Annotated in this window: 27 protein-coding genes and 2 pseudogenes; 23 read left to right on the top strand and 6 right to left on the bottom strand. The window is 37.4% G+C overall.

All coding sequences use genetic code 11. From position 1 onward, the window contains the following. The first annotated feature begins 25 nt into the window (after positions 1 to 25). A complete protein-coding gene (locus ACO1B7_RS16875; RefSeq protein ID WP_098733232.1) occupies positions 26 to 1,108 on the top strand; it encodes an AcrVA2 family anti-CRISPR protein in 1,083 nt (360 codons plus the stop codon). Between the two features lie 142 nt (positions 1,109 to 1,250). Here ACO1B7_RS16875 and ACO1B7_RS16870 read toward each other — a convergent pair whose 3' ends face one another. Continuing rightward, the gene (locus tag ACO1B7_RS16870; protein WP_125274517.1) at positions 1,251 to 1,439 is read right to left on the bottom strand and encodes a hypothetical protein; all 189 of its coding nucleotides are present in this window, start codon (positions 1,437 to 1,439) and stop codon (positions 1,251 to 1,253) included. A gap of 160 nt (positions 1,440 to 1,599) precedes the next feature. Here ACO1B7_RS16870 and ACO1B7_RS16865 point away from each other — a divergent pair, with 160 nt between their 5' ends. Continuing rightward, positions 1,600 to 1,944 carry a hypothetical protein gene (locus ACO1B7_RS16865; protein WP_038350037.1) on the top strand — a complete coding sequence of 115 codons (345 nt, stop codon included), beginning with the start codon at positions 1,600 to 1,602 and terminating at the stop codon, positions 1,942 to 1,944. Next, positions 1,944 to 2,213, top strand: coding sequence for a hypothetical protein (locus ACO1B7_RS16860; protein ID WP_024160743.1), 270 nt, complete (start codon positions 1,944 to 1,946; stop codon positions 2,211 to 2,213). The genes ACO1B7_RS16865 and ACO1B7_RS16860 overlap by 1 nt, the downstream gene beginning before the upstream one ends. A gap of 79 nt (positions 2,214 to 2,292) precedes the next feature. Here ACO1B7_RS16860 and ACO1B7_RS16855 read toward each other — a convergent pair whose 3' ends face one another. Then, positions 2,293 to 2,619: an H-NS histone family protein gene (locus ACO1B7_RS16855; protein ID WP_024160744.1), complete on the bottom strand. Its 327-nt coding sequence runs from the start codon at positions 2,617 to 2,619 to the stop codon at positions 2,293 to 2,295. A gap of 201 nt (positions 2,620 to 2,820) precedes the next feature. Here ACO1B7_RS16855 and ACO1B7_RS16850 point away from each other — a divergent pair, with 201 nt between their 5' ends. The 5 genes from ACO1B7_RS16850 (at position 2,821) to ACO1B7_RS16830 (ending at position 6,234) form a co-directional block, all read left to right on the top strand. After that, positions 2,821 to 3,630, top strand: a complete 810-nt coding sequence (locus tag ACO1B7_RS16850) for a hypothetical protein (RefSeq protein ID WP_207778940.1) — start codon at positions 2,821 to 2,823, stop codon at positions 3,628 to 3,630. Between the two features lie 227 nt (positions 3,631 to 3,857). Continuing rightward, positions 3,858 to 4,286 carry a hypothetical protein gene (locus ACO1B7_RS16845; RefSeq protein ID WP_024160746.1) on the top strand — a complete coding sequence of 143 codons (429 nt, stop codon included), beginning with the start codon at positions 3,858 to 3,860 and terminating at the stop codon, positions 4,284 to 4,286. After that, entirely contained in the window at positions 4,286 to 5,179 is an 894-nt protein-coding gene (locus tag ACO1B7_RS16840) for a hypothetical protein (protein WP_024160747.1), read from the top strand. The genes ACO1B7_RS16845 and ACO1B7_RS16840 overlap by 1 nt, the downstream gene beginning before the upstream one ends. A 41-nt stretch (positions 5,180 to 5,220) precedes the next feature. Further along, positions 5,221 to 5,646: a hypothetical protein gene (locus tag ACO1B7_RS16835; protein ID WP_024160748.1), complete on the top strand. Its 426-nt coding sequence runs from the start codon at positions 5,221 to 5,223 to the stop codon at positions 5,644 to 5,646. A gap of 93 nt (positions 5,647 to 5,739) precedes the next feature. After that, positions 5,740 to 6,234: a hypothetical protein gene (locus tag ACO1B7_RS16830; RefSeq protein ID WP_024160749.1), complete on the top strand. Its 495-nt coding sequence runs from the start codon at positions 5,740 to 5,742 to the stop codon at positions 6,232 to 6,234. Here the strand turns inward: ACO1B7_RS16830 and ACO1B7_RS16825 are convergent. Next, complete coding sequence (locus ACO1B7_RS16825; RefSeq protein ID WP_024160750.1) at positions 6,226 to 6,486, bottom strand: hypothetical protein; 261 nt, start codon at positions 6,484 to 6,486, stop codon at positions 6,226 to 6,228. The two genes, ACO1B7_RS16830 and ACO1B7_RS16825, sit on opposite strands and share 9 nt — an antisense overlap. Before the next feature lie 434 nt (positions 6,487 to 6,920). Between ACO1B7_RS16825 and ACO1B7_RS16820 the strand changes: the two genes are divergently transcribed. Further along, positions 6,921 to 7,382, top strand: coding sequence for a hypothetical protein (locus tag ACO1B7_RS16820; protein WP_228738680.1), 462 nt, complete (start codon positions 6,921 to 6,923; stop codon positions 7,380 to 7,382). A 102-nt stretch (positions 7,383 to 7,484) separates the two neighbouring features. On the opposite strand, the gene ACO1B7_RS16815 is transcribed toward ACO1B7_RS16820, so the two are convergent. Continuing rightward, the gene (locus ACO1B7_RS16815; protein WP_228740236.1) at positions 7,485 to 7,886 is read right to left on the bottom strand and encodes a hypothetical protein; all 402 of its coding nucleotides are present in this window, start codon (positions 7,884 to 7,886) and stop codon (positions 7,485 to 7,487) included. Positions 7,887 to 8,137: 251 nt separating this feature from the next. On the opposite strand from ACO1B7_RS16815, the gene ACO1B7_RS16810 reads away from it, so the two are divergent. The 9 genes from ACO1B7_RS16810 (at position 8,138) to ACO1B7_RS16770 (ending at position 14,202) form a co-directional block, all read left to right on the top strand. Then, on the top strand, positions 8,138 to 8,350 hold the full coding sequence (locus ACO1B7_RS16810) for a hypothetical protein (protein ID WP_005006071.1): 213 nt from the start codon (positions 8,138 to 8,140) through the stop codon (positions 8,348 to 8,350). A 69-nt stretch (positions 8,351 to 8,419) separates the two neighbouring features. Next, positions 8,420 to 9,178, top strand: coding sequence for a Fic/DOC family protein (locus ACO1B7_RS16805; RefSeq protein ID WP_005006069.1), 759 nt, complete (start codon positions 8,420 to 8,422; stop codon positions 9,176 to 9,178). A 145-nt stretch (positions 9,179 to 9,323) separates the two neighbouring features. Continuing rightward, positions 9,324 to 9,887 (top strand): hypothetical protein, encoded by a 564-nt coding sequence (locus ACO1B7_RS16800; protein WP_043041417.1) that lies wholly within the window; start codon positions 9,324 to 9,326, stop codon positions 9,885 to 9,887. Positions 9,888 to 9,930: 43 nt separating this feature from the next. Beyond that, the gene (locus ACO1B7_RS16795; protein ID WP_065995439.1) at positions 9,931 to 10,461 is read left to right on the top strand and encodes a hypothetical protein; all 531 of its coding nucleotides are present in this window, start codon (positions 9,931 to 9,933) and stop codon (positions 10,459 to 10,461) included. 252 nt (positions 10,462 to 10,713) lie between these two features. After that, positions 10,714 to 11,556, top strand: a complete 843-nt coding sequence (locus ACO1B7_RS16790) for a hypothetical protein (protein ID WP_423090408.1) — start codon at positions 10,714 to 10,716, stop codon at positions 11,554 to 11,556. Between the two features lie 12 nt (positions 11,557 to 11,568). Beyond that, positions 11,569 to 11,883 carry a hypothetical protein gene (locus ACO1B7_RS16785; RefSeq protein WP_024160757.1) on the top strand — a complete coding sequence of 105 codons (315 nt, stop codon included), beginning with the start codon at positions 11,569 to 11,571 and terminating at the stop codon, positions 11,881 to 11,883. 72 nt (positions 11,884 to 11,955) lie between these two features. Continuing rightward, a complete protein-coding gene (locus ACO1B7_RS16780; RefSeq protein WP_005006052.1) occupies positions 11,956 to 12,432 on the top strand; it encodes a hypothetical protein in 477 nt (158 codons plus the stop codon). 239 nt (positions 12,433 to 12,671) lie between these two features. Further along, entirely contained in the window at positions 12,672 to 13,706 is a 1,035-nt protein-coding gene (locus tag ACO1B7_RS16775) for an adenine nucleotide alpha hydrolase family protein (protein WP_306236376.1), read from the top strand. 157 nt (positions 13,707 to 13,863) lie between these two features. After that, on the top strand, positions 13,864 to 14,202 hold the full coding sequence (locus ACO1B7_RS16770; protein WP_024160759.1) for a hypothetical protein: 339 nt from the start codon (positions 13,864 to 13,866) through the stop codon (positions 14,200 to 14,202). Between the two features lie 69 nt (positions 14,203 to 14,271). Here ACO1B7_RS16770 and ACO1B7_RS16765 read toward each other — a convergent pair. Continuing rightward, positions 14,272 to 14,409, bottom strand: a pseudogene (locus ACO1B7_RS16765) (excalibur calcium-binding domain-containing protein); the annotation flags it as partial. A 231-nt stretch (positions 14,410 to 14,640) separates the two neighbouring features. Then, positions 14,641 to 14,769: pseudogene (locus ACO1B7_RS16760) on the bottom strand (cold-shock protein); the annotation flags it as partial. A gap of 152 nt (positions 14,770 to 14,921) precedes the next feature. On the opposite strand from ACO1B7_RS16760, the gene ACO1B7_RS16755 reads away from it, so the two are divergent. From ACO1B7_RS16755 to ACO1B7_RS16735, 5 genes are all read left to right on the top strand, one after another. Further along, positions 14,922 to 15,356: a DUF6573 family protein gene (locus ACO1B7_RS16755; RefSeq protein ID WP_005006045.1), complete on the top strand. Its 435-nt coding sequence runs from the start codon at positions 14,922 to 14,924 to the stop codon at positions 15,354 to 15,356. 88 nt (positions 15,357 to 15,444) lie between these two features. Next, the gene (locus tag ACO1B7_RS16750) at positions 15,445 to 15,918 is read left to right on the top strand and encodes a hypothetical protein (protein ID WP_227504915.1); all 474 of its coding nucleotides are present in this window, start codon (positions 15,445 to 15,447) and stop codon (positions 15,916 to 15,918) included. A gap of 200 nt (positions 15,919 to 16,118) precedes the next feature. Continuing rightward, positions 16,119 to 16,649: a hypothetical protein gene (locus ACO1B7_RS16745; RefSeq protein ID WP_024160762.1), complete on the top strand. Its 531-nt coding sequence runs from the start codon at positions 16,119 to 16,121 to the stop codon at positions 16,647 to 16,649. Between the two features lie 220 nt (positions 16,650 to 16,869). Further along, positions 16,870 to 17,511, top strand: coding sequence for a hypothetical protein (locus ACO1B7_RS16740; protein ID WP_024160763.1), 642 nt, complete (start codon positions 16,870 to 16,872; stop codon positions 17,509 to 17,511). A 12-nt stretch (positions 17,512 to 17,523) separates the two neighbouring features. Continuing rightward, on the top strand, positions 17,524 to 18,357 hold the full coding sequence (locus ACO1B7_RS16735; RefSeq protein WP_024160764.1) for a hypothetical protein: 834 nt from the start codon (positions 17,524 to 17,526) through the stop codon (positions 18,355 to 18,357). Positions 18,358 to 18,364: the final 7 nt, after the last annotated feature.

Genomic DNA, 18,364 nt, shown 5'->3' with positions numbered 1-18,364 from the left:
CTGATATAGATCCTGGTTGCTCAACATGAGAAATAAAGATTTAGATCCAAAGATAGGAATACCACTTAAAGTCATCACAGCGCGATTAGAACATGTGAAGTTTAACCTCAATGGCTTAATGAAATGTGTAGAAGCTTATGCGATCGCACGACAAAACAGTAAAGATCCGCACGAATGCCTAATCAGTGGTGATGAATGGACATATGCTGCACTAGATTGTCGAGATCCTATCTGGCGTGAACGAATGAAACGCACCAGTACCATTATGGGTGTTCAAGCCACTGGCCAAGAAATTCCACTCTCATTTATCAATCAGCTACCTTGCAACATTGGTGAAATCATTACTCTTGGCTCATGGAGCCTAACCAAAAATATTTATCGGTTTGAAGATCAAGTCATTCAAATGCTTGTAAAGACCGAGTACAACCGCAGTATCCCCGGTTTCCTATTAAACCTACCTGATATTGCGATCTACGTTCAAACCGACAATGCCAATCTCTACGTGCAAAATGAACAAGTGGTCGGTGTTATTTTTGCGAAAAACACGTTGAACGATCGCAAGGTGCTATTTACCACGGTATATACCGATACTGGCTTAGCAAAAACCATTACCATGCACTTCCCTGATGATGATGATTTTGAATCAACTGTTGAGGACTGCATGACCGATTTCATTGATACGTTTTTTGATGAAAAGAACTTGCCAGATGAACAAGAAATTAACACGTTCATGGAACTGCAGAAGAAGCTAATCAATTTGATTCTATGGTTCAGCCAAAAAGAACCAGATCTCAGACCATTAACACCAGAAACAACACAAGCCAGGCCTAAATTAGAGCTGATTAAGCGTGAATTGCGTTTATTTGAGGCCAATAAGTACAAGCCGACTATTGTTGGTACCGAAACAAATAAAAAGATCAATGAAGCGATCCTAAAGCGCGATGAAGATCTAAAGTCTGGCAACTACAAAGGTACCAAAAAACCACATCCACGGGTTCCTCACTGGAACTTTTACTGGTTGGGCAAACGTGGTACCAAAGAAAAATGGGTTAACCATTGGATACCATTTCAGATTGTTGGCGGTGTGCCTAAAGAAAAAGGGCTCTAAGGAATAAGTTATTAATTACGCAATGGTTGGGTAGTCTAAAAAATATTGGATTCCAACACTGATTCCGTAAAGCCAGTAAAAGCCCCATGAAATAAGAAAGAGCCCTATGTTGGCTCTTATTTTGTTTTTGTAAATCTCAATTTTAACGCAGCGTGATTTTCACTTTACCAACACACTTTTTGTTTAGTGGGCGATTATTACTATCTACCCGTCTCATATAGCCACATTGACTACAAGCAAAAGTATCATTACCTGAATCATTCGTAAATTTAAGCCAAATGTGACCATTGCCATCGTCTATATCTGTTTTAACGTATTTATCTAGATTCATGCTTAAACCTCTTAATAAGCTCACTCGATAATAACAATAGTTTTGCTTAGATAGTATTTTTCCAAAAGGAATTATTAACAGATTTTATATGTTTTTTAAGAAAAGTTTTTGAGCGCTTTTATTTATTAAAATTGAATTATTAAGCAAGGAGTTATAAAGCATGGCTAAATCAATAGACCAGTTATGGAGTGAATTACAGCAGATTCAATTTGATGAATCTAATTCCTTACCATGCGAATTCCATATCTGGAATAAAGGTACATATCGCTATCAGATCCTAGATTGGTTTGAAGCAAATTCTGAAAATGGCGTATTAAGCTTGCAAGGCAAAACCCATAAAACATTATGGGAAGAGTTTGGCAACACCCCGATAAACAATGATGATGAAATCGAAGAAGACTTTCATCTATGGGGCAAAGGTACAGACCGCTTCATTATCTGGCACTGGTTTGATGATCAATTAGAACACGGTGTAATTAGCTTAATTGAGAAAGGAGTTGCGTAATGGGATTATTTAGTTGCCCTCACTGTAATAGTGATATTGATACTAACGATAAAAAGTCTGGCCATCAGGTGAATGATGTAATTCAAGAAACCTTTTGTTCTGTTGACTGCAGTATTGAATATCTGGTGCATAACTCACAAATGATTGCAGTAGATCAATACGGAAGTTTGCCATTAAGCAATGAAAACCTGAATGAATTCATTGAAGCATTTTCTAATGAGGGTGTTGAAGATGATGTGTTAGAACACATCAAAGCTGAACTTTGTTAAGTAGTCGCGCACCTGCTCTAAACAACACTGACAATGGCATTTAAAAAAAGGGCTTAAATCAATTAAGCCCTTTTAATATTTATACGATAAGAAAACTTTCTAATGTTTTTCCAGATTCAATCTCACGATTTAACCAGGATGGACGTTTACCACGACCGGCCCACACTTCTTTGTGGTTATTCGGGTTGCGATATTTAGGATCTGCTTTAACCACTGGCTTTTTATTTAATTTACGATTTTCGCCGTGCTCATTTAATTCAAGAATAGTTAAGCCTAATTCTTTTGCGATCTCAAACATTTTGAGATAACCGTCATCAAGTTTCTTATTCTCTACTACAACAATTTGGTTTTGTGCCTTTTTAATTAGGTCTTCTAACTGGTCTTTACTTAGGTTTTCAACTTCCATAACTAATCTCGAAAATTTGGATATATCAAATATACACCAGTGCGTTTTGTTTACAACCGCATACGGTAGTTTTAATTGATTAAAATATTCAACTTATTCCATGGCTATTCTAATTTTTAAGCATAAGTTATTCCCACTTTAAATCCATTAATCTAAAAATACATTCAACCTGTTAGGTAAATTAATATGCACAAGTATCTCATGATGAATCTTGCGATTAACGAAACATCAGCACTACCAATTGGTATCCGTATTTGTGATTTTAATATCGGCTTATATGCCTCTAAGAAAATTTCAGAAGTGCCAGCTTTAATGGCATTGGTTAATTACACCCTGTTTAAGTATTCAAGCTATGAGAGTGAAGAACTTGAAGACATTAAAACCTTATTAGAAGAACATGATTTTAAAACTCGCTATGACTCTTGGGAAATCAGCGGTGATTCTTTTTACGTTTTGGGTTTTAAAGAAATTACAAAAGACGAGTTTGAATTATTGCAAAAACTTGACCTGTTGACCGTGGTAGACGAATACAACTACCACCATAAACTTTTGTCGAATCATGGTGAGCATAATTTTGACGAATATTTCAAAAACTTTAACGAGTCTAAAGAGCAAGAAATCTTGAAGCAGTTTAAAGACATTGCATTCAACCTAAAAAGTGATGCCCCTTTAAACTCGACATTTGCTCAAGACGTTATAGAGTTGCTGACTACCTACAAGTTTGGTACAGCTTTAGAACCTATCGACAGCACTCACAGCGATACAAGAAATCGTTCCTACTTTAGCCATACGCTTGAGGGTGACTTCGCATCTGGAGCTATTCAGGTCATTATTTCAAATTACAAAGAAACTGGCGTCAAAAACCCTTATTCAGTGATTGAGCCTTTAAATCTTGAAATTATGCTTGAAGATGAACAATGTTTTGATGATGAATATGCAAGTCTCGTTGTTGAATGCGAGTATGTGTTTAATCTTATTAAGACCGACTTATACACCAACACTTTTGAATAAACTAAGCCTTTAAGAGAGAAATCTCTTAAAGTTGCGCTTAAAAACGTAAACGATGTTTTTTTAATTGATTAAAAAAGGTTTTGAATTTTTAGCGCTGCAATGGCGCTCGTCATTATTAATTCTTTCTGGATGCTTAAATAAGTATTTTTTAAAAAAACTTTATCCGTTCATATTCTTAATATAATGAAACCAAATCAAGCAAATAGCTTAAAACTTGGAGAAAGCTCATGAATTTAAACCCTAATTTTTGCCCGATCGATTTTAACGAAGTTTACGGCAGTACTGACAATTTACCTTTGTTCTTGGTTAAAGCGTCACGCCAGGATTCTAACGATGACGAGCATAGTGAGTATTTCTTCATTCGAGCACCTCATGAGCACCGTTTAGCTTTCTTCCTTGCTCACATGTTCAAATCACATGTAGATAATGCCCTTTTGACCTTGGAAAACTTGGCTGAAGAAAATTATCAAAATATCCCTGAATTGGAAGAGTTGATGTCTTCATATGGTGTGATTGATGGCGTTGGCGTGGATACACTTTTTGATTTCCGCGCTAAGGAACTCACACTTGATAAAGCGCTGGAGCTAGTCGAATTCATTGAAATTAACCCACTCAATACTGATATTGTGGGCTCACTATTCTTGGAGGCACTTTAATGAATAGTAGCTTTATCTTAATTAATGAAGCTATGGCGCCTATTCGTAAGAATACGGCGCTTTTGGAAACCCTGTTATCTATGATCAGTACTGCAGATCAAGACCACGGCGACCAAAGCCCAAGCTTCCACATTAATATCCATGCTGGCATTGAATTGCCTAATCATGAAATTGCATATACCACTTTAAAAGGTTTTGCAGAGCTGACCGAAGATCATAATCTTTGTATCTATATGAATCCTGAGCTGTCAGAAAATGGCTTTATGTTGCTATCCACTCAAAACGTGGTACCTGATTGCTATGACAATTCTATCTTTGTAGATCTGTCGAATCAGTTATGCAGTTTCTTCAATCAAGAAGTACAGCAGTTAAACGATCAAGCGCAAAAGGCGTTAAAGCTGTTGTTACAGCATAAAATCAATGGAACAGCGATTCGCACGTTCAACCCTGAACAATTGCAGATCTTACAGAAAATCGCTGCATTAGATAGCTTCATGCTCGATGACCAGCGCGATTGGTTTTACTTTTCCGAAGTGGCCATTGATAACGCCTATAAAGACATGAAAAAAGGTTTAGAACTGTTGGTTCTCAACGAAGATATTAAGGATGCACTTAAACAGCTACTTGATGCAAACAACATGGAGTTTTGTGATTTACCAATACTCGTGGTTTTGTATCCCCTACTGGTTAAGTCTGAAGAAAATAACGAACTGGTACAGGCTTGCTTAAGTCATCTCATTGGCAACAACTTAATCAATGAGCCGTTTATTGCTGGTGTACAACTTGAAGCTGGTGCATTTAATAGTGAAATGAACACCTATACTTTATTGCCACACATGAAAGCAGTAAAAGAATTGCTGATAGATATTGAAGCAGATCTCACAAAAGTTTAACCGTTTTACCTGAGCAAATTGCTCAAAACCTTGGAGTTGTTATGGATACTATTGTTCGCGTTAAATCAGTTGGTGTTTTAGGTCTATCATCTAAAATCACGACATTTGTAATCGACATCGAGCTTGATGGCGGTAAATTAAAAATTGAAGATCAATTGCTTCATTTTAAGAATTCTTTACGTACAAGCTATCGAGAATATGATGAAAGTTTAGCGATCGTAAACAATAAGGCTATACTTTCCAATTTAGACAATGCAGTAAAACCAAACGAATTGCATGCTTTAGTTGATGATTATATCGACTCAGTTTGGGTAACAGATGCCAATAAAAACACCACTAAACAGCGCCGTGCGTCACTTGGTTTGCACAATCCAACGATAAAAGACAAAGGTGTTTTGAAAGAAGCCCTTTTAAGTGAAGTGAAATTAGCCTACAAAAACTATATCAATCAGAACGTAGAAGCCTGATCAGATCGGAAGTATGTTGCGACCAGCATACTTCTTTTTTTTTGAACCTTAGCCTAGAATCATCCAATATCATCGCTTCATACCAAGAGAATCATGCCATATCTCATATATTTAATGTTCCTTGCGTTTGCAAGCGCCGTAATTTTAGTGGAAGAGGCTTATGGTCTTAACATCCAATTATTTGCAATGGGGATTGTCGTCATCATTGGACAATTGGCAATTTTTTGTTTTATCAACGCAGCGATTAACATCAACAATGAAAAACAACATCGCAATGCCGTCAAAACCTTGCACTATGGCGCTTCATTTTCATTAATTGTGGTCACTACACTGGTCTATTTATATAAGTATGTGTTGCACAAACAGGAATATTTGACCATGGCGATTTACTTTTTAGGAACGTGGTTTGCCATCACCCTTTTTGACTCAGTGTTTAAGTTAGTCAAAGTTGGTATTTTTAATAGCAAGAAAGACAGTGCTGAAGTTGTGAACTCAACGCGTAAAGTGACGGTAGTTACTTTAGCGATCTGTATGATTGGGTATTACTTATTTAGCAAATATGCATTAAATATTAACGTACTAGACTAGGCATCTTGTAAACAAAACCGCACCTAATACACAAGCGCAATAACCAGCAAAAAAGAACATCCTTTTAATTATTGCGCTAATCTTTTCCGTCACAGTACCGTTATGAACAATAAAAACTATCATAAACATTAAAGCGATCGTGCAGAGGAATAAGGCAAAAACAATTAAATAAGTAAAAGCAAAGTCAAAGTTTAATACCACTGGAAAACCAATAGATACCGCCATTAAAGCTATTGTACTTGATGCATTCATATCTTAAAGCCCATCTAGCAACTAGCTTAATCGTAGCGATAAATAAGGTTTAAAACTGAAACTTTATTATTGAGATTGGTCAGTGCACATTAAAAAAATGTGCTTGGTATATACCAGAAAGCAAAGAACCAGACGCAAAACGCCTGGCTCTTTAAAATTGAAAGGTGAATAAAAAAAACACAAATCACTTGAACGCATTTCTTATTCAAGGTCAGTTTAATTAGATTTCTTGCCATTGTCTATGTAATGTAAACGTGGACAGCATTAAAACAATCTATATTTTTTGAAAAAAGTTTTGAAAAGGTACAGTGAAATATAATGAATGTATGAGCTCAATGCTCACCATTTGGAGAAATTATATGAACTTTGAAATCTTATCTAAAACAAAAGTTGTCGGTCTACAAGAAGATTCTCTCACCTCTTTTCAAAATTTTATGTTTGAAAATATTGCATGGGATAGCCAAGTCCGTGCTGATTATTACCAGTCAAATAAGAATACTGTACTGCTGGAGCTACCAGTACGTTTACGCCGTGACATTCAAATCGAAAACATCAACGGCGCTTTAGATGCACTAGTTGATTTTGAGCTGATCTACAAGCAAGACCAAGGCAAGTTGGTATCTTCATTGGTCGTTGATACGCAGTACTTGTTATGTATAAATGATCAGGATATTGATCTTTGGTCAATCGACAGAGAACTCAGTTTCTTACAAGAAGCTGACCGCAATCACCTTAAGAAGCTTATGCGTCATTGTGATGATCGTTTCCATGCGTGGATGCGCGAGATTAAGTCTTACTTCAATCGTTTGACAGTACAGCCGTTGCATCTTGATATGCAGATCAAAATACGCAAGATCGTAGGCTATACAGCGGTGCTACCTAAGACCTTTCCATAAGGTTTTAGGTGCCAGTATAAAAACAAATAGACCGCAATTAAGCGGTCTATTTTTTTGCCTAAAACGGCGTTAACAGATCTATGTAATATTTAGCCCTTAAAACTATTGGCAAGTATCTGAATAGCGCTCAGCACTTCCAAAGAATGATTCACCCTGATTGTCCACGATGTCTACATACAGATCTGGTTTAACTGGAGCATTGGCGAATACAGAGCAATAAAACGGATGAATCTTTTCATTCACAAAGCGGTTTAAAGAGTCAGTTTCATCAGAAGAGTATTTATCTGCAGTTTTGCTAGACATCTGAACGTTCATATTAAAGTGTTTTGAATACTTCACTTTTTTAAGTACCGCACCAGTTTCAATCTGGTACGGTGTTTTAGTGTTAAGCAAACGCTCAACTTTACGTTTGTTTTCAGCAGTAGGAGAAAGCGCAACAGCAGATTTTAAGCTGTTTGTATTCAGGTTATTTAAAGAACTATTAGCTAAAACAGCGCACGACATAGACACTGAGATTATTGCAACTGCAGATAGTTTTAGTGTTTTGAATACGTTCATGTTTAACGACTTTCCTGTATATACTTAAATTATATACTTAATATACGATATTTGATTTTTTTGGAATTTTAATCTTATTTGATTTTGTTAATCGGTATATACCAATAAGATTGTTTATACGCAATTTAGCAAGAATCGCCCCCTTGTTTGGGGTTACAATTATTGTAATTTACAGATTGTTGATACAGGAAACCGATATGTCTGAAGAAGTGAAATACGAAGACCGTGTACGTGCTGCATACCGTTCTGCTCAAGGCAATGTAGCTCAAGAGTTCTCCCCTCACATTGTTAAAGCATGTGAAGCATCATCAAACGCACGTATGGAGCGCTTAGCAACTGGTCAAACAACATTTGACGAGGAAGAAGCTGCATTGATGAAAAAATGGAATGCACTTAAAAACAAAGCCTAATCATCGCGAATACAACCTAATCTAGCTTACAGCGGATTACCAAACCCAATCACTCATAAGTAGAACAATATGGACGATAAACTTGAGTTTTATTTAGATGCAAAAGACATCTTATCTCAACCTACCAGTTGCCAAGCGCAAGGCGACTATAAAAAGGCACTGGAAAAAGAAATCACGGAACATCGAATAGCGAAAATGGAAATTTCGCCTTTACGTGGCAATTATGATCTCGACCACCTCTCTAAAATCCATGAAAAAATCTTTGAGCATATTTACGATTGGGCTGGAGAAGTGCGTCTGGACGACATTTCTAAACGTGCGATCGACCCGAACGGTAATTATGAAATCGGTCATTTCCTAGATAAAAACCTGATCCCTGATGAACTGAATAAGTTCTCACAGGCGGTTAAAGAAAAAGACCACCTGAAAGGTTTGGACAAAGACCAGTTTGTGCAAGAGTTCACTCAGCTTTATGCCAAGTTAAATGAAGCTCACCCTTTTGAAGAGGGTAACGGTCGCGCTGCTAAACTGATGATGAACCAGCTGGCCAATGATGCTGGTTACACCATGGTATATAGCAAGGTCGCCGTATCAGATTGGAACTATGCGTTTAAACGTTCACTGACAGATCAAGAGCTTTATGTCGGTGAAAACTATGAAAACCTAGAACCGATGGAACAAGACCTCTCTTACCTTTTAAAAGTCATGGACAATATCATTGAACCATACGATCTAGTCCTGAAGCTTGAAAATACGGAAGAACAAGAGCAAGAACAGGAAAATGACCAGGATAAATCAAATGATGATGATTCACCGAGTTACGGATAATTAGATTAATCTGTATACGATAGCTTTTAATTGATTAAAAGATTCTTGAAAAAAGAATCTTTTTTTTTGAGAAAAATTTATAATGAAGTGACTCAGATTAAAATAAAACCTTAGGAAAATATTGTCCGAAACTTGGAGATGAATAATGAATAACGCAGCACATCAATTTGCAAATAAAGTGGTCGCTCAATACCAATTTACAAACGGAAGTGATTCAAGTCTGAATCATTTAATTATCGGCAACAGCACCGCAGAAATTATCGACACCTTAATTTATATGCTTTTCTCAAGCCATGCTGAAACCTATGACGATGGCGTTGTTTGGTTTAAATCAGTGGACGCAATTAATGTTGAGAAGTCTTACATTACTTACAACAGTCGTGAAAACTGCATTTTTGCTTATTTTGTGTTTGATAAAAATCCATTAATGCTGAAAACAACCACATTGCATATTGATAATGTTTGTTACTTTGGATGTGAAAACGACACCACCAATAAAACCATCGAATTTTTAGAAAAATTCAAAGTTCGTGTATCCCTTGCTAAAGAGTGCCACAAGTTCAAATTCAATACTGAGCATCATGAAACCTTGATGCATGAAACCATCAAAACCTTAAAAACTATCTATGAAGAACATAACGACATGGATGCCGAAAAGTTATCTCAACACCATGACACAACTCATTTAGTTAACACATTTCTTGCTTAACCGTACACCATACAATAAACAAAACCCGAAAAAGGATATAACAATGCTATTAGGCGCTTTAAAACAATCTCTAAGCTCAGTCATCGACATGAACCGCTACACCGCCCTTTGCTCACATGTGGAGGGTGAAAACTTGCCGTTATGCGCTCAATTTCGTGTACTTAAATATATCTTTGGTGTGCATGGTCTAAGCGCACTTAAAAATTACAAAGAAGTTGAACACATTGACGAAGCCTTTTTGAAAAAACACTTCCTACGCATGATGAACTATGACTTTGAAGCAGTCATATACCTTGCTATGGTCGGCATGCGCGAACTTATCTTAGAAGCTGATGCTTTTGACCATGACGGCGAACAAAACACCCAAAATGAGCTTAAACAAGCATTCCAATACGTTTCAGAAAATGACGTTCGTAATTTTGCTTATGTCACTCACATGGGCTATTCAGAAAAGTATTTCAACTGGAATATCATTCGCCACCAGTCTAAAGATGAAGCGGATAATCCCCTCACCTTTTGGTTATTTAAGAATGCAATGTATTCACTATTTTTCAACTTAGCCAATCGGAAATAATGCCCCAACTCATTAAGAGTATTTAAGTCCGAACTTAAGTACTCTTTTTTTTTGCATTAGAAAAATAGATCGGTATATACGCCGTCTAAGCATGGCTTAAAACGTATACGATGATTTTAATTGATTAAAAATATTTCAAATATCCATTACGTGTTTTAGGTCGGTTAATTAATTCCAATAAAGTTATTCATTAGTATTTTTTAAATAAAATGGTTCTATCGAAAGCAATTGCTTAAAACTTGGAGTCCTGTAATGAATCAACTTGATAAGCTAAATCATTTAAAAAATATCATCAAGCAAGTACCACATGAGCGTTTTGATCTGGATTTATGGCGCACGATCCCTGGTACCGACAATATGACTTTTGCTCAACTTATAAATAGTGATGCTAATTGTTGCGTCATAGGTTGGGCGACAGCTGATGAAACATTTAAAAGACTTAACTTCATGATGTTAGACGGCGTTCCCCTTTATGCACCATTCCGTGCGAATACTGGTGAGCCATTCACTTATGAAGAACTCAAAACAAATGTTGTTTATCGCGGTTCTGAAGCAGTACGTGAGTTTTTTGGACTCAATTATGAAGATGTCGATCATATTATTTTTGACAGCAACTACGCTTTTGAAGACCGAATCATAGACGAGATTATTCATCATATCAACCAAGTTATTAATTGCGTGAACATCCGTCCACAAGACCTTGACCACTTGTTATCTAGCTCAATTGTTGCACTGGATAAAGAAGTCCGTGAGTTCACTTTAAATGATGATGAAGTCCGTGAAATATCTGTTGTGGTTGATTGCTTCAATAAGTTTTTCCCCGATGGTGCTTATCTTGAGTTTGTTGCTACGGTCAACGTACCAGGTGATTGTGATCCACTGGAATACATCGCCAGCAATTACAACATTAAAGAGCCATTAGCTTTCGTTCCTAAGCCGAATGAAGCATTAGAAGAATATCTGGAAACATACCCGATCGAACATCTCATGCATAACTGGCAAGAGGATTTCATTTCGCCGTATGACGAAATCATTAATCAACGTTTAACGCATATCGCATTGCAAAATTTAAATAGCGCAAAAGTAGTTCAATAAGGAAACCTACCCATGACAATTGAAAATCCGCAACTCGTCAGTGCCATCAACGAACTTGGCTTTTACTTGCCACAGCAAGTACAACAGATACCGAACACCACAGAAGCCGGTTTTCGTGTGTATGTGATCGATACAGCAAAACATACCAACATCGAGGCACTAATTAGTGCTATTGAGAATGTCAGTATCACTTCACAGCCCTTTTCTTTTCAAGATGATTACGACATGGGCGTGTTTTTTGAGGGATTTAGTTTCTTCTTGCCTATGCTCATTACACAAGACAGTGATGCACCTTTACCACTGTTCTTAATTCAACTGGATTTGTAATTCCAACAGCGGTACGTGCGCCAATATGTACCGCTACCCCTTTTGGCACACCGCCTAAAACTTGGAGCAGATATGAACAAAGCAACGACCGTTGAGCGTTTAGAAAAGCTGATTGAGCTAGTGATCGAGGTCATTCCTGATGAAAGCTTTGATTTCGACATTTGGCGTGATTATGACGCAAGCCATACAGAACAACACACCGATTTCTTTTCAGGTTTCACCACAGAAGAATTGTTAGATAAAAATATTGTAGGATGCCTGATTGGTTGGGCTACGTCTGTCGAGTATTTCCAAAATCTAGGTTTCAATTTTCATGGTTCTGTTGGGCCAATCTTCATGTATGAAAAAATACTCAGCAATGAAGAGCTAAAAGATGCGCCTGTTGTCACTGTACCAGTCGTTTACCAGTGGAAAGCAGTACGTGAGTTTTTTGGCATCACTCAGGAAGATGCTTTGGTGATGTTTAGCTATGACAATTACGACCAGGCCAAAATTGATAAGGACACAATGATTCGATTTATTGAACGCATCATCCAAAAATATAAGTAACCACCGAAACGGCGCAATGCCGTTTTGCTAGACGTTATAACCGCTTACGATGATTTTAATTGGTTAAAATATTTTCAATATTTTTAAATTTTGAGAAAAGTTTTTCCCCTGGTACACCCCTCTATACTTAATCCATAGCAAGCAAGGCACAAAGCCTTAAATCTGGAGTAAGTCGAGTGAATACAGCGCATAAGTACGATGATCAAGTCATCATCCCAACAATAGCCGGGCAACTGGAGTTGCTGTCTGGTACCGATCTAAACAAAGAACTGGCTGAGCATGTTTTTCATGAAGCACCAGACATCGATCTAAGTATCTATGACATTTTTATTGTCTGCTTAAGTGGCGGTAAGGATTCGATTGCAGCGTATTTGCGCTTACTGGAGGCTGGAGTAGATAAAAGCAAAATTGAGCTTTGGCACCACAAAATTGATGAAGAAAACCAGCCGTTCATGGATTGGGTGTTCATGGAAAACTATACCAAAGCATTCGCTCAGGCATTCGACACACCATTGTACTTCAGTTGGCTCGAGGGCGGTTTCCTTGGCGAAATGCTCAAAGAAAACAGCTACTCAAAACCCCACTTCGTAGAAACACCAGAGGGCTTAATTAAGCTTGAACGCGACAACAACCGCAGTAAAACAGGCACACGCTTGAAGTTCCCACAACAAGCAGCCAGCCTCATGACGCGCTGGTGTTCTTCAGCGTTAAAGATCGATGTCGGACGCAGAGCATTGAACAACCAAGAACGCTTTGACGGCAAGAACATTTGTTTTATCACTGGTGAACGCCGTGAAGAGTCACCAAACCGCAGTAAGTACAACCAGCTAGAACCGCACCCATGCGACCGTAGAAGCGGTAAGAAAGCAAGACGCGTTGACTGGTGGAAGAACGTGCTTCACTTCACTGAAGAGCAAGTATGGGAGTTACTGGAGAAGTACAAGGTTACTCCACCAGTGCCATATCGCTTAGGTTGGGGCCGTAGCTCATGCATGACCTGTATCTTCAACAGTCCTAAAATCTGGTCAACCATCAGCACCTACTACCCTGAACGCGCTCAGCTGATCGCTGGTTATGAACAAAAGTTTGATTGTACGATCAGTCGCTCAAAGATCGATGTCGTCAGTCTGAGCAATGGCATTGAGCCATTCGACATTCAGGATATGGAAGCACTGGTACAGTCCAAAATTGAAAGTTATTACCTACCAGTGTTCACGGATAACTGGACGGTTCCACCAGGCGCATTCAACAAGGAGGGTTGTGGATCGCTGTAAATTAGGGTGCCATTTGGCACCTTTTTAGGATGAAAACCGCAAGCGATGTTTTTTAATTGATTAAAAATGGTTTGGAATAATTTTGTTTTTGAATAAGTTTTTGACACCACCTGTCAGCATAAAATGATTTTAAACCAATCAATATGAGATGATGTTTATGACAACTTTAAACGAAACAATGCAAAAGTTCTGTAAAGCTAAGGCAATGATGACCTATTTAATGTCTGATGATCCTATCATTGATGAATCTGTCAGCCGTTACGAAAATTGGGCATTGGCTTATGACCTTTTTGTGAGTATTGGGCATCTGGATCTAGAACAAGTTGAGCAGATCTGGAATGAAAAAACCCATACCAATTTTGTGCTTTGGGGTGTAGTTGGTGAATGTTCAATAGAAGAAATTGTATCGTATGTGACAGAAGAATATGACGCTCAAGCTGTCACACTGGCGCAGATTAATGAATTACAAGACGGTAAAACACTGGCAGAAATCTAAAATCAACCTAAGGAATGAGTTATTAATTAAGTATTAATAGCTCATTTTTTATTGTCTGAAACTATACAACTACCACCTTGAATCATTTTCACAAGCATCGCCATCGCCGTCACCATCCATCATGGTATCTGGGCAGTTTTTCACAAACCAATCAGCTTCTTCTTTAGATCGCATTTGAGAGCAATGCTTACGACCATCGCACTTATAGGCTACTGGCTTTTGATATATAGCATTTGTAGTTTGATTATCTTTATATAGATATTTCTTTAATTGAATGCTACCTAGATATGCCACCCCAATAGCTATGCTAATAAAAATTATCCATAGATATAGTGGCAATGATTTTTGCTTGTCATGCGTTTGTTCATGGTCGGAATAGTAAACATGGATTGCCCTATTTTTATTTTCTTTTTTAACTACCTCGAAATAGACCTCTCGACCTACTATTGGCTGTTCGCCTTTCTGAAAATCCTTAATATGGAAAAATACATCACCAAAATTACTCGTAGATATAAAACCAAAACCACGCTCATTATTATATTTTTTAATTGTTCCTGTTAGTACCACCTAAAACCCCAAATATATATTAAAAGCTATATTAATTATATTTGTTAAACCTAAATAAATACTATCTTTTTTTTAAAAAATAGTTTTAAGGTTTATGGATTTATTATAATTAAAACATCAAAAGCAATTGCTTAAAACATGGAGTAGCTATTATGAATAATTTTTTCGCTGGTGCTGAAGTCATCACTGTTTTTTCTTTACAAGACGCTTTAGAAGAGGGCGTGATTCTTTGCCTTAGCGATAAAGAAGAACATGCCAAAGATTGCAAACAGTTCTATAAGTTCCCTGTTTATATTACAAGCAACTTGTATAACAAGCACCTGACAGCTGCAAAAGCAATTTTTCCGAATGGTACGGAAGCTGATGCTGAAAAAATCAATGATTTAATGGGATATACCATCTTTGATATGTTGAACATGAGCGTTCGTGGTTCAGTTGCACTTAATGACCAAAGCGTTAAGTTTAAATATGCTCTACAAGATACACCGCATACCTTTTCTGACACCTTAATCACCAATATTGCTACGGTTGGGCCTGGTGTGAATGGTGAGCCTATCATTACTTTTATGATGCCTGAAGACCAATAAACACAACACCTAGCATTGACCAAACAATGCTAGGTTTTTTTGAGATCCGAACGTTCATTGAGAGGTATAAAAAATTCAAATGGCGACTATGAAAATTGACAACCCTGACTTATTCGGCTTTGCAAATATGCAAGAAATAGAACAACAAAGAGAAAAAAACGAATTAAAACGTATAGAAACGATGAAGCTTGTCCGTTGTGACTGGTTTATCGCCGTGACATCTACTGGAGAGCTGTTTAAGTACAGTGAAAAAGTACCAGCAAAATATAAGGCGTTTAAAGGCATTAAATTATTCAAGTGCTGGAATGAAGCTACCGCGGATCTCGTGTTAAATGCCGTAAAAGGCGCAATCAAGCGTGATCATTACGAAGTGCCAGACGTTAAAAAAAGCAAAAAGCTTGCTGTTGATAGTTGGGTAAGAAACATTGATCTAAAGTTTCTACATTTGCCAGTCGGTCAACTCACCAACCTATACAGGGAACATCAGGAGCGTTTAAGACTGAAGCGTGAAAAAGCCAGACTTAAAGAAAATGAAAACACGTATGACGTAGAACCGCACTAATCACACCCACCAGGAATAAGCACCCATAGCTTATTCCTTTCATAAGATGATGGCCGTAAACGGTGTTTTTAATTGATTAAAAATAACTTGAAACCATGAGCCTATCAGCCGTAATACTTTTACTGAAAAGTTATACAGGCCACATGCACCGATATAATGAATACATCAAAGCTCATTGCTTAAAACTTGGAGATACGACAATGCAACTACAAAAATTTAATACTGGTACTGCTAATGTGCGCCACTTGCTACAAAGCTTCACCCAAGCGTATGACGGTTTACCAAGTTGCGTCATCAATGTGATTGGCGTAGCAACCAAAGCAGATCCGCAGTTTATTTTTAACATTGAACTGGATGTCATTTTATTTCACCAACACAAGTCACAAGCCTACTGCATTGAAGTCAATGCACCGTTACAGGTTCAAGCCATCGCAGACGCTCACGAATCATTTAGATTCAGTCCTGATGATTCTCATGCATTGATTGAGGGCGAAGTCATGGATGTGGCGATAAATTTACAACGCCAAGCCATTAATGACATGATTCAATATGATTTGCTGTCAGATGCAGAACTGGAAAAGTTCAATACATGGAATAAAGGTTTCGCCAGTGCATTACTGACAGAATGTTTTGAAGATGTCGCAGATTTTAATGCGCTGCATAGCTCACATTTTATGGCGAACACTGTTTATTTAAGACTGATTGAGTACTTTAAAAACAACCTGTCATAAGAAACCATTAAACAAATAGAGGGAGATCCAATAAAGGTCTACCCTCTTTTTTTTATGCCATTAGATTTAATGACGTATACGATGTTTTTTAATTGATTAAAAAATATTGAAATTTTTCATTGCCAGTTCCATAAGTAATTTGAGAAAAGTTTTTAAGGGATATTTCACAAATATAATTAATTCATACCTAAGCAATTGCTTAAAACTTGGAGTTGAAGATATGAAAAGCGTACTTGATTTTTTTACAAACCGTTCTAAAACATTAAACATTATTGTGAATCCTGAATTAAATACAGGTCATTCCCTTGCTGATTTTTCGTATAACGAAGAATTGCATCAAGACCTTAATGTATTAACGGTTATTCCGCTTGATCATTACGGAAACTTTCTATCTTTAACCCTTGATGATTGGAGCGTTATTACTTCAAAAGTTCAATTCCCTGAGCATCTTGATTTTAATCAATTACTCAGCATTTTTTGGGAAACACAACCCATTTTAGTTGTTACTGACATCGCACGTTCAGAAGTGCATGACAGCGACTTTTTTCAACAAAGCTTGGTCAAGCAAGTCAATCTTGCATATAGCCGAGATATTGCCAGTGAATATGCACCAGAAGATGTTCACTACATCTCTCAATCTTTTGATTTAGATAAGCTGATGCGTTGCGGTGTATATCTGCAAGGTCATTGCTATTCAGCTCATGATTTCGTCATTAACAACCATAACCTATTTGAAAAAGACAGCTTGATTGTGCCTGTTTTTAACATCCACTCGACACAAAAAGAACTGCAACAATTTTTAGTATTTGATCTGCAAGGTAAGTTTTTGGATTGCGTTGTTGGCACTGAAGTTTTGTACTAAGGAATATTGATCATGTCTAAAAAATACTTATTGATTGAATTGAGCTACGAAGCACCAAACAACACCAGTGCTGATGCTGTTTTGCACAATGTCTATATTGATATTAATCACCCTGAAAATCTGGCGATGTTTAGCGAGTCTTGCAAGAATCGCCATGAAATTAATGAAAACCTACCCATTTGCCAGTTAATCACTTCATGGGTTCGATTACTAGGGATCTTCACCATTCTGGACAATACAGATCAGGACAAAGAAACCCCTGTTCTCATTCAACTTGCTGACGGCGGTACTTTATCTATCGATGGTTGGGAAATTCTCGACCAAGAAACCAAAGATAGACGCTTGGCGTTAATGGACATTGAGCCAGATGAAGAACAAGACGTAGACGACCCTATTTTGTTCGCTCATGAGCATTCAGACTCAATCACACTCACCAAAGTCGAAAAGCCAGTAGCAGAAAGTGTATATGTCGCTACGCGTAACTCTTACAGCAACAACTTTGATTTAGTTCTTGAATGTATCTTGAATCCTGAAAAATATTACAGCCTATATCAAGGCTCATATGATGGCACTCATGTTCAAGTGATCCTGAATGACTTGGCACTACTACCATCATGTAAGACACATAAATCAGAAATTGGCGACTATGTAACATGCAATGTACTGGAGCTGTTCAAAGGCTCAATAGATGCGTATGGCGCAGAAAGTGAATTTATTGATTCATTCGTGCAACTCGACATTACACCGTACTTAGATAGCACACTGAAAATGGACTACACCGAATTGCAGTTTAGCTACCAGAGCAACGATCTCATTGCATTTTTTGGGAATGATCCATGTTCTTAACATGGAT

The sequence above is a fragment of the Acinetobacter lwoffii genome, assembly GCF_049367455.1.
GTDB lineage: Bacteria > Pseudomonadota > Gammaproteobacteria > Pseudomonadales > Moraxellaceae > Acinetobacter > Acinetobacter lwoffii_W.
The sequence above is the reverse complement of the archived record's forward strand: the minus strand, read 5'-3'. Positions and strand labels throughout refer to the sequence as shown.

Excerpts from the sequence above, each read along its gene's own strand:
- ACO1B7_RS16800 (WP_043041417.1), top strand. The coding sequence starts at position 9,324 with ATGAATAACGCAGCACATCAATTTGCAAATAAAGTGGTCGCTCAATAC.
- ACO1B7_RS16820 (WP_228738680.1), top strand. The coding sequence starts at position 6,921 with ATGTTTGAAAATATTGCATGGGATAGCCAAGTCCGTGCTGATTATTAC.
- ACO1B7_RS16815 (WP_228740236.1), bottom strand. The coding sequence starts at position 7,886 with ATGTCGTGCGCTGTTTTAGCTAATAGTTCTTTAAATAACCTGAATACA.
- ACO1B7_RS16740 (WP_024160763.1), top strand. The coding sequence starts at position 16,870 with ATGAAAAGCGTACTTGATTTTTTTACAAACCGTTCTAAAACATTAAAC.
- ACO1B7_RS16875 (WP_098733232.1), top strand. The coding sequence starts at position 26 with ATGAGAAATAAAGATTTAGATCCAAAGATAGGAATACCACTTAAAGTC.
- ACO1B7_RS16870 (WP_125274517.1), bottom strand. The coding sequence starts at position 1,439 with ATGAATCTAGATAAATACGTTAAAACAGATATAGACGATGGCAATGGT.
- ACO1B7_RS16795 (WP_065995439.1), top strand. The coding sequence starts at position 9,931 with ATGCTATTAGGCGCTTTAAAACAATCTCTAAGCTCAGTCATCGACATG.
- ACO1B7_RS16860 (WP_024160743.1), top strand. The coding sequence starts at position 1,944 with ATGGGATTATTTAGTTGCCCTCACTGTAATAGTGATATTGATACTAAC.
- ACO1B7_RS16810 (WP_005006071.1), top strand. The coding sequence starts at position 8,138 with ATGTCTGAAGAAGTGAAATACGAAGACCGTGTACGTGCTGCATACCGT.
- ACO1B7_RS16770 (WP_024160759.1), top strand. The coding sequence starts at position 13,864 with ATGACAACTTTAAACGAAACAATGCAAAAGTTCTGTAAAGCTAAGGCA.
- ACO1B7_RS16830 (WP_024160749.1), top strand. The coding sequence starts at position 5,740 with ATGCCATATCTCATATATTTAATGTTCCTTGCGTTTGCAAGCGCCGTA.
- ACO1B7_RS16835 (WP_024160748.1), top strand. The coding sequence starts at position 5,221 with ATGGATACTATTGTTCGCGTTAAATCAGTTGGTGTTTTAGGTCTATCA.
- ACO1B7_RS16735 (WP_024160764.1), top strand. The coding sequence starts at position 17,524 with ATGTCTAAAAAATACTTATTGATTGAATTGAGCTACGAAGCACCAAAC.
- ACO1B7_RS16845 (WP_024160746.1), top strand. The coding sequence starts at position 3,858 with ATGAATTTAAACCCTAATTTTTGCCCGATCGATTTTAACGAAGTTTAC.
- ACO1B7_RS16750 (WP_227504915.1), top strand. The coding sequence starts at position 15,445 with ATGAAAATTGACAACCCTGACTTATTCGGCTTTGCAAATATGCAAGAA.
- ACO1B7_RS16855 (WP_024160744.1), bottom strand. The coding sequence starts at position 2,619 with ATGGAAGTTGAAAACCTAAGTAAAGACCAGTTAGAAGACCTAATTAAA.
- ACO1B7_RS16780 (WP_005006052.1), top strand. The coding sequence starts at position 11,956 with ATGAACAAAGCAACGACCGTTGAGCGTTTAGAAAAGCTGATTGAGCTA.
- ACO1B7_RS16745 (WP_024160762.1), top strand. The coding sequence starts at position 16,119 with ATGCAACTACAAAAATTTAATACTGGTACTGCTAATGTGCGCCACTTG.
- ACO1B7_RS16825 (WP_024160750.1), bottom strand. The coding sequence starts at position 6,486 with ATGAATGCATCAAGTACAATAGCTTTAATGGCGGTATCTATTGGTTTT.
- ACO1B7_RS16850 (WP_207778940.1), top strand. The coding sequence starts at position 2,821 with ATGATGAATCTTGCGATTAACGAAACATCAGCACTACCAATTGGTATC.
- ACO1B7_RS16805 (WP_005006069.1), top strand. The coding sequence starts at position 8,420 with ATGGACGATAAACTTGAGTTTTATTTAGATGCAAAAGACATCTTATCT.
- ACO1B7_RS16840 (WP_024160747.1), top strand. The coding sequence starts at position 4,286 with ATGAATAGTAGCTTTATCTTAATTAATGAAGCTATGGCGCCTATTCGT.
- ACO1B7_RS16785 (WP_024160757.1), top strand. The coding sequence starts at position 11,569 with ATGACAATTGAAAATCCGCAACTCGTCAGTGCCATCAACGAACTTGGC.
- ACO1B7_RS16790 (WP_423090408.1), top strand. The coding sequence starts at position 10,714 with ATGAATCAACTTGATAAGCTAAATCATTTAAAAAATATCATCAAGCAA.
- ACO1B7_RS16865 (WP_038350037.1), top strand. The coding sequence starts at position 1,600 with ATGGCTAAATCAATAGACCAGTTATGGAGTGAATTACAGCAGATTCAA.
- ACO1B7_RS16755 (WP_005006045.1), top strand. The coding sequence starts at position 14,922 with ATGAATAATTTTTTCGCTGGTGCTGAAGTCATCACTGTTTTTTCTTTA.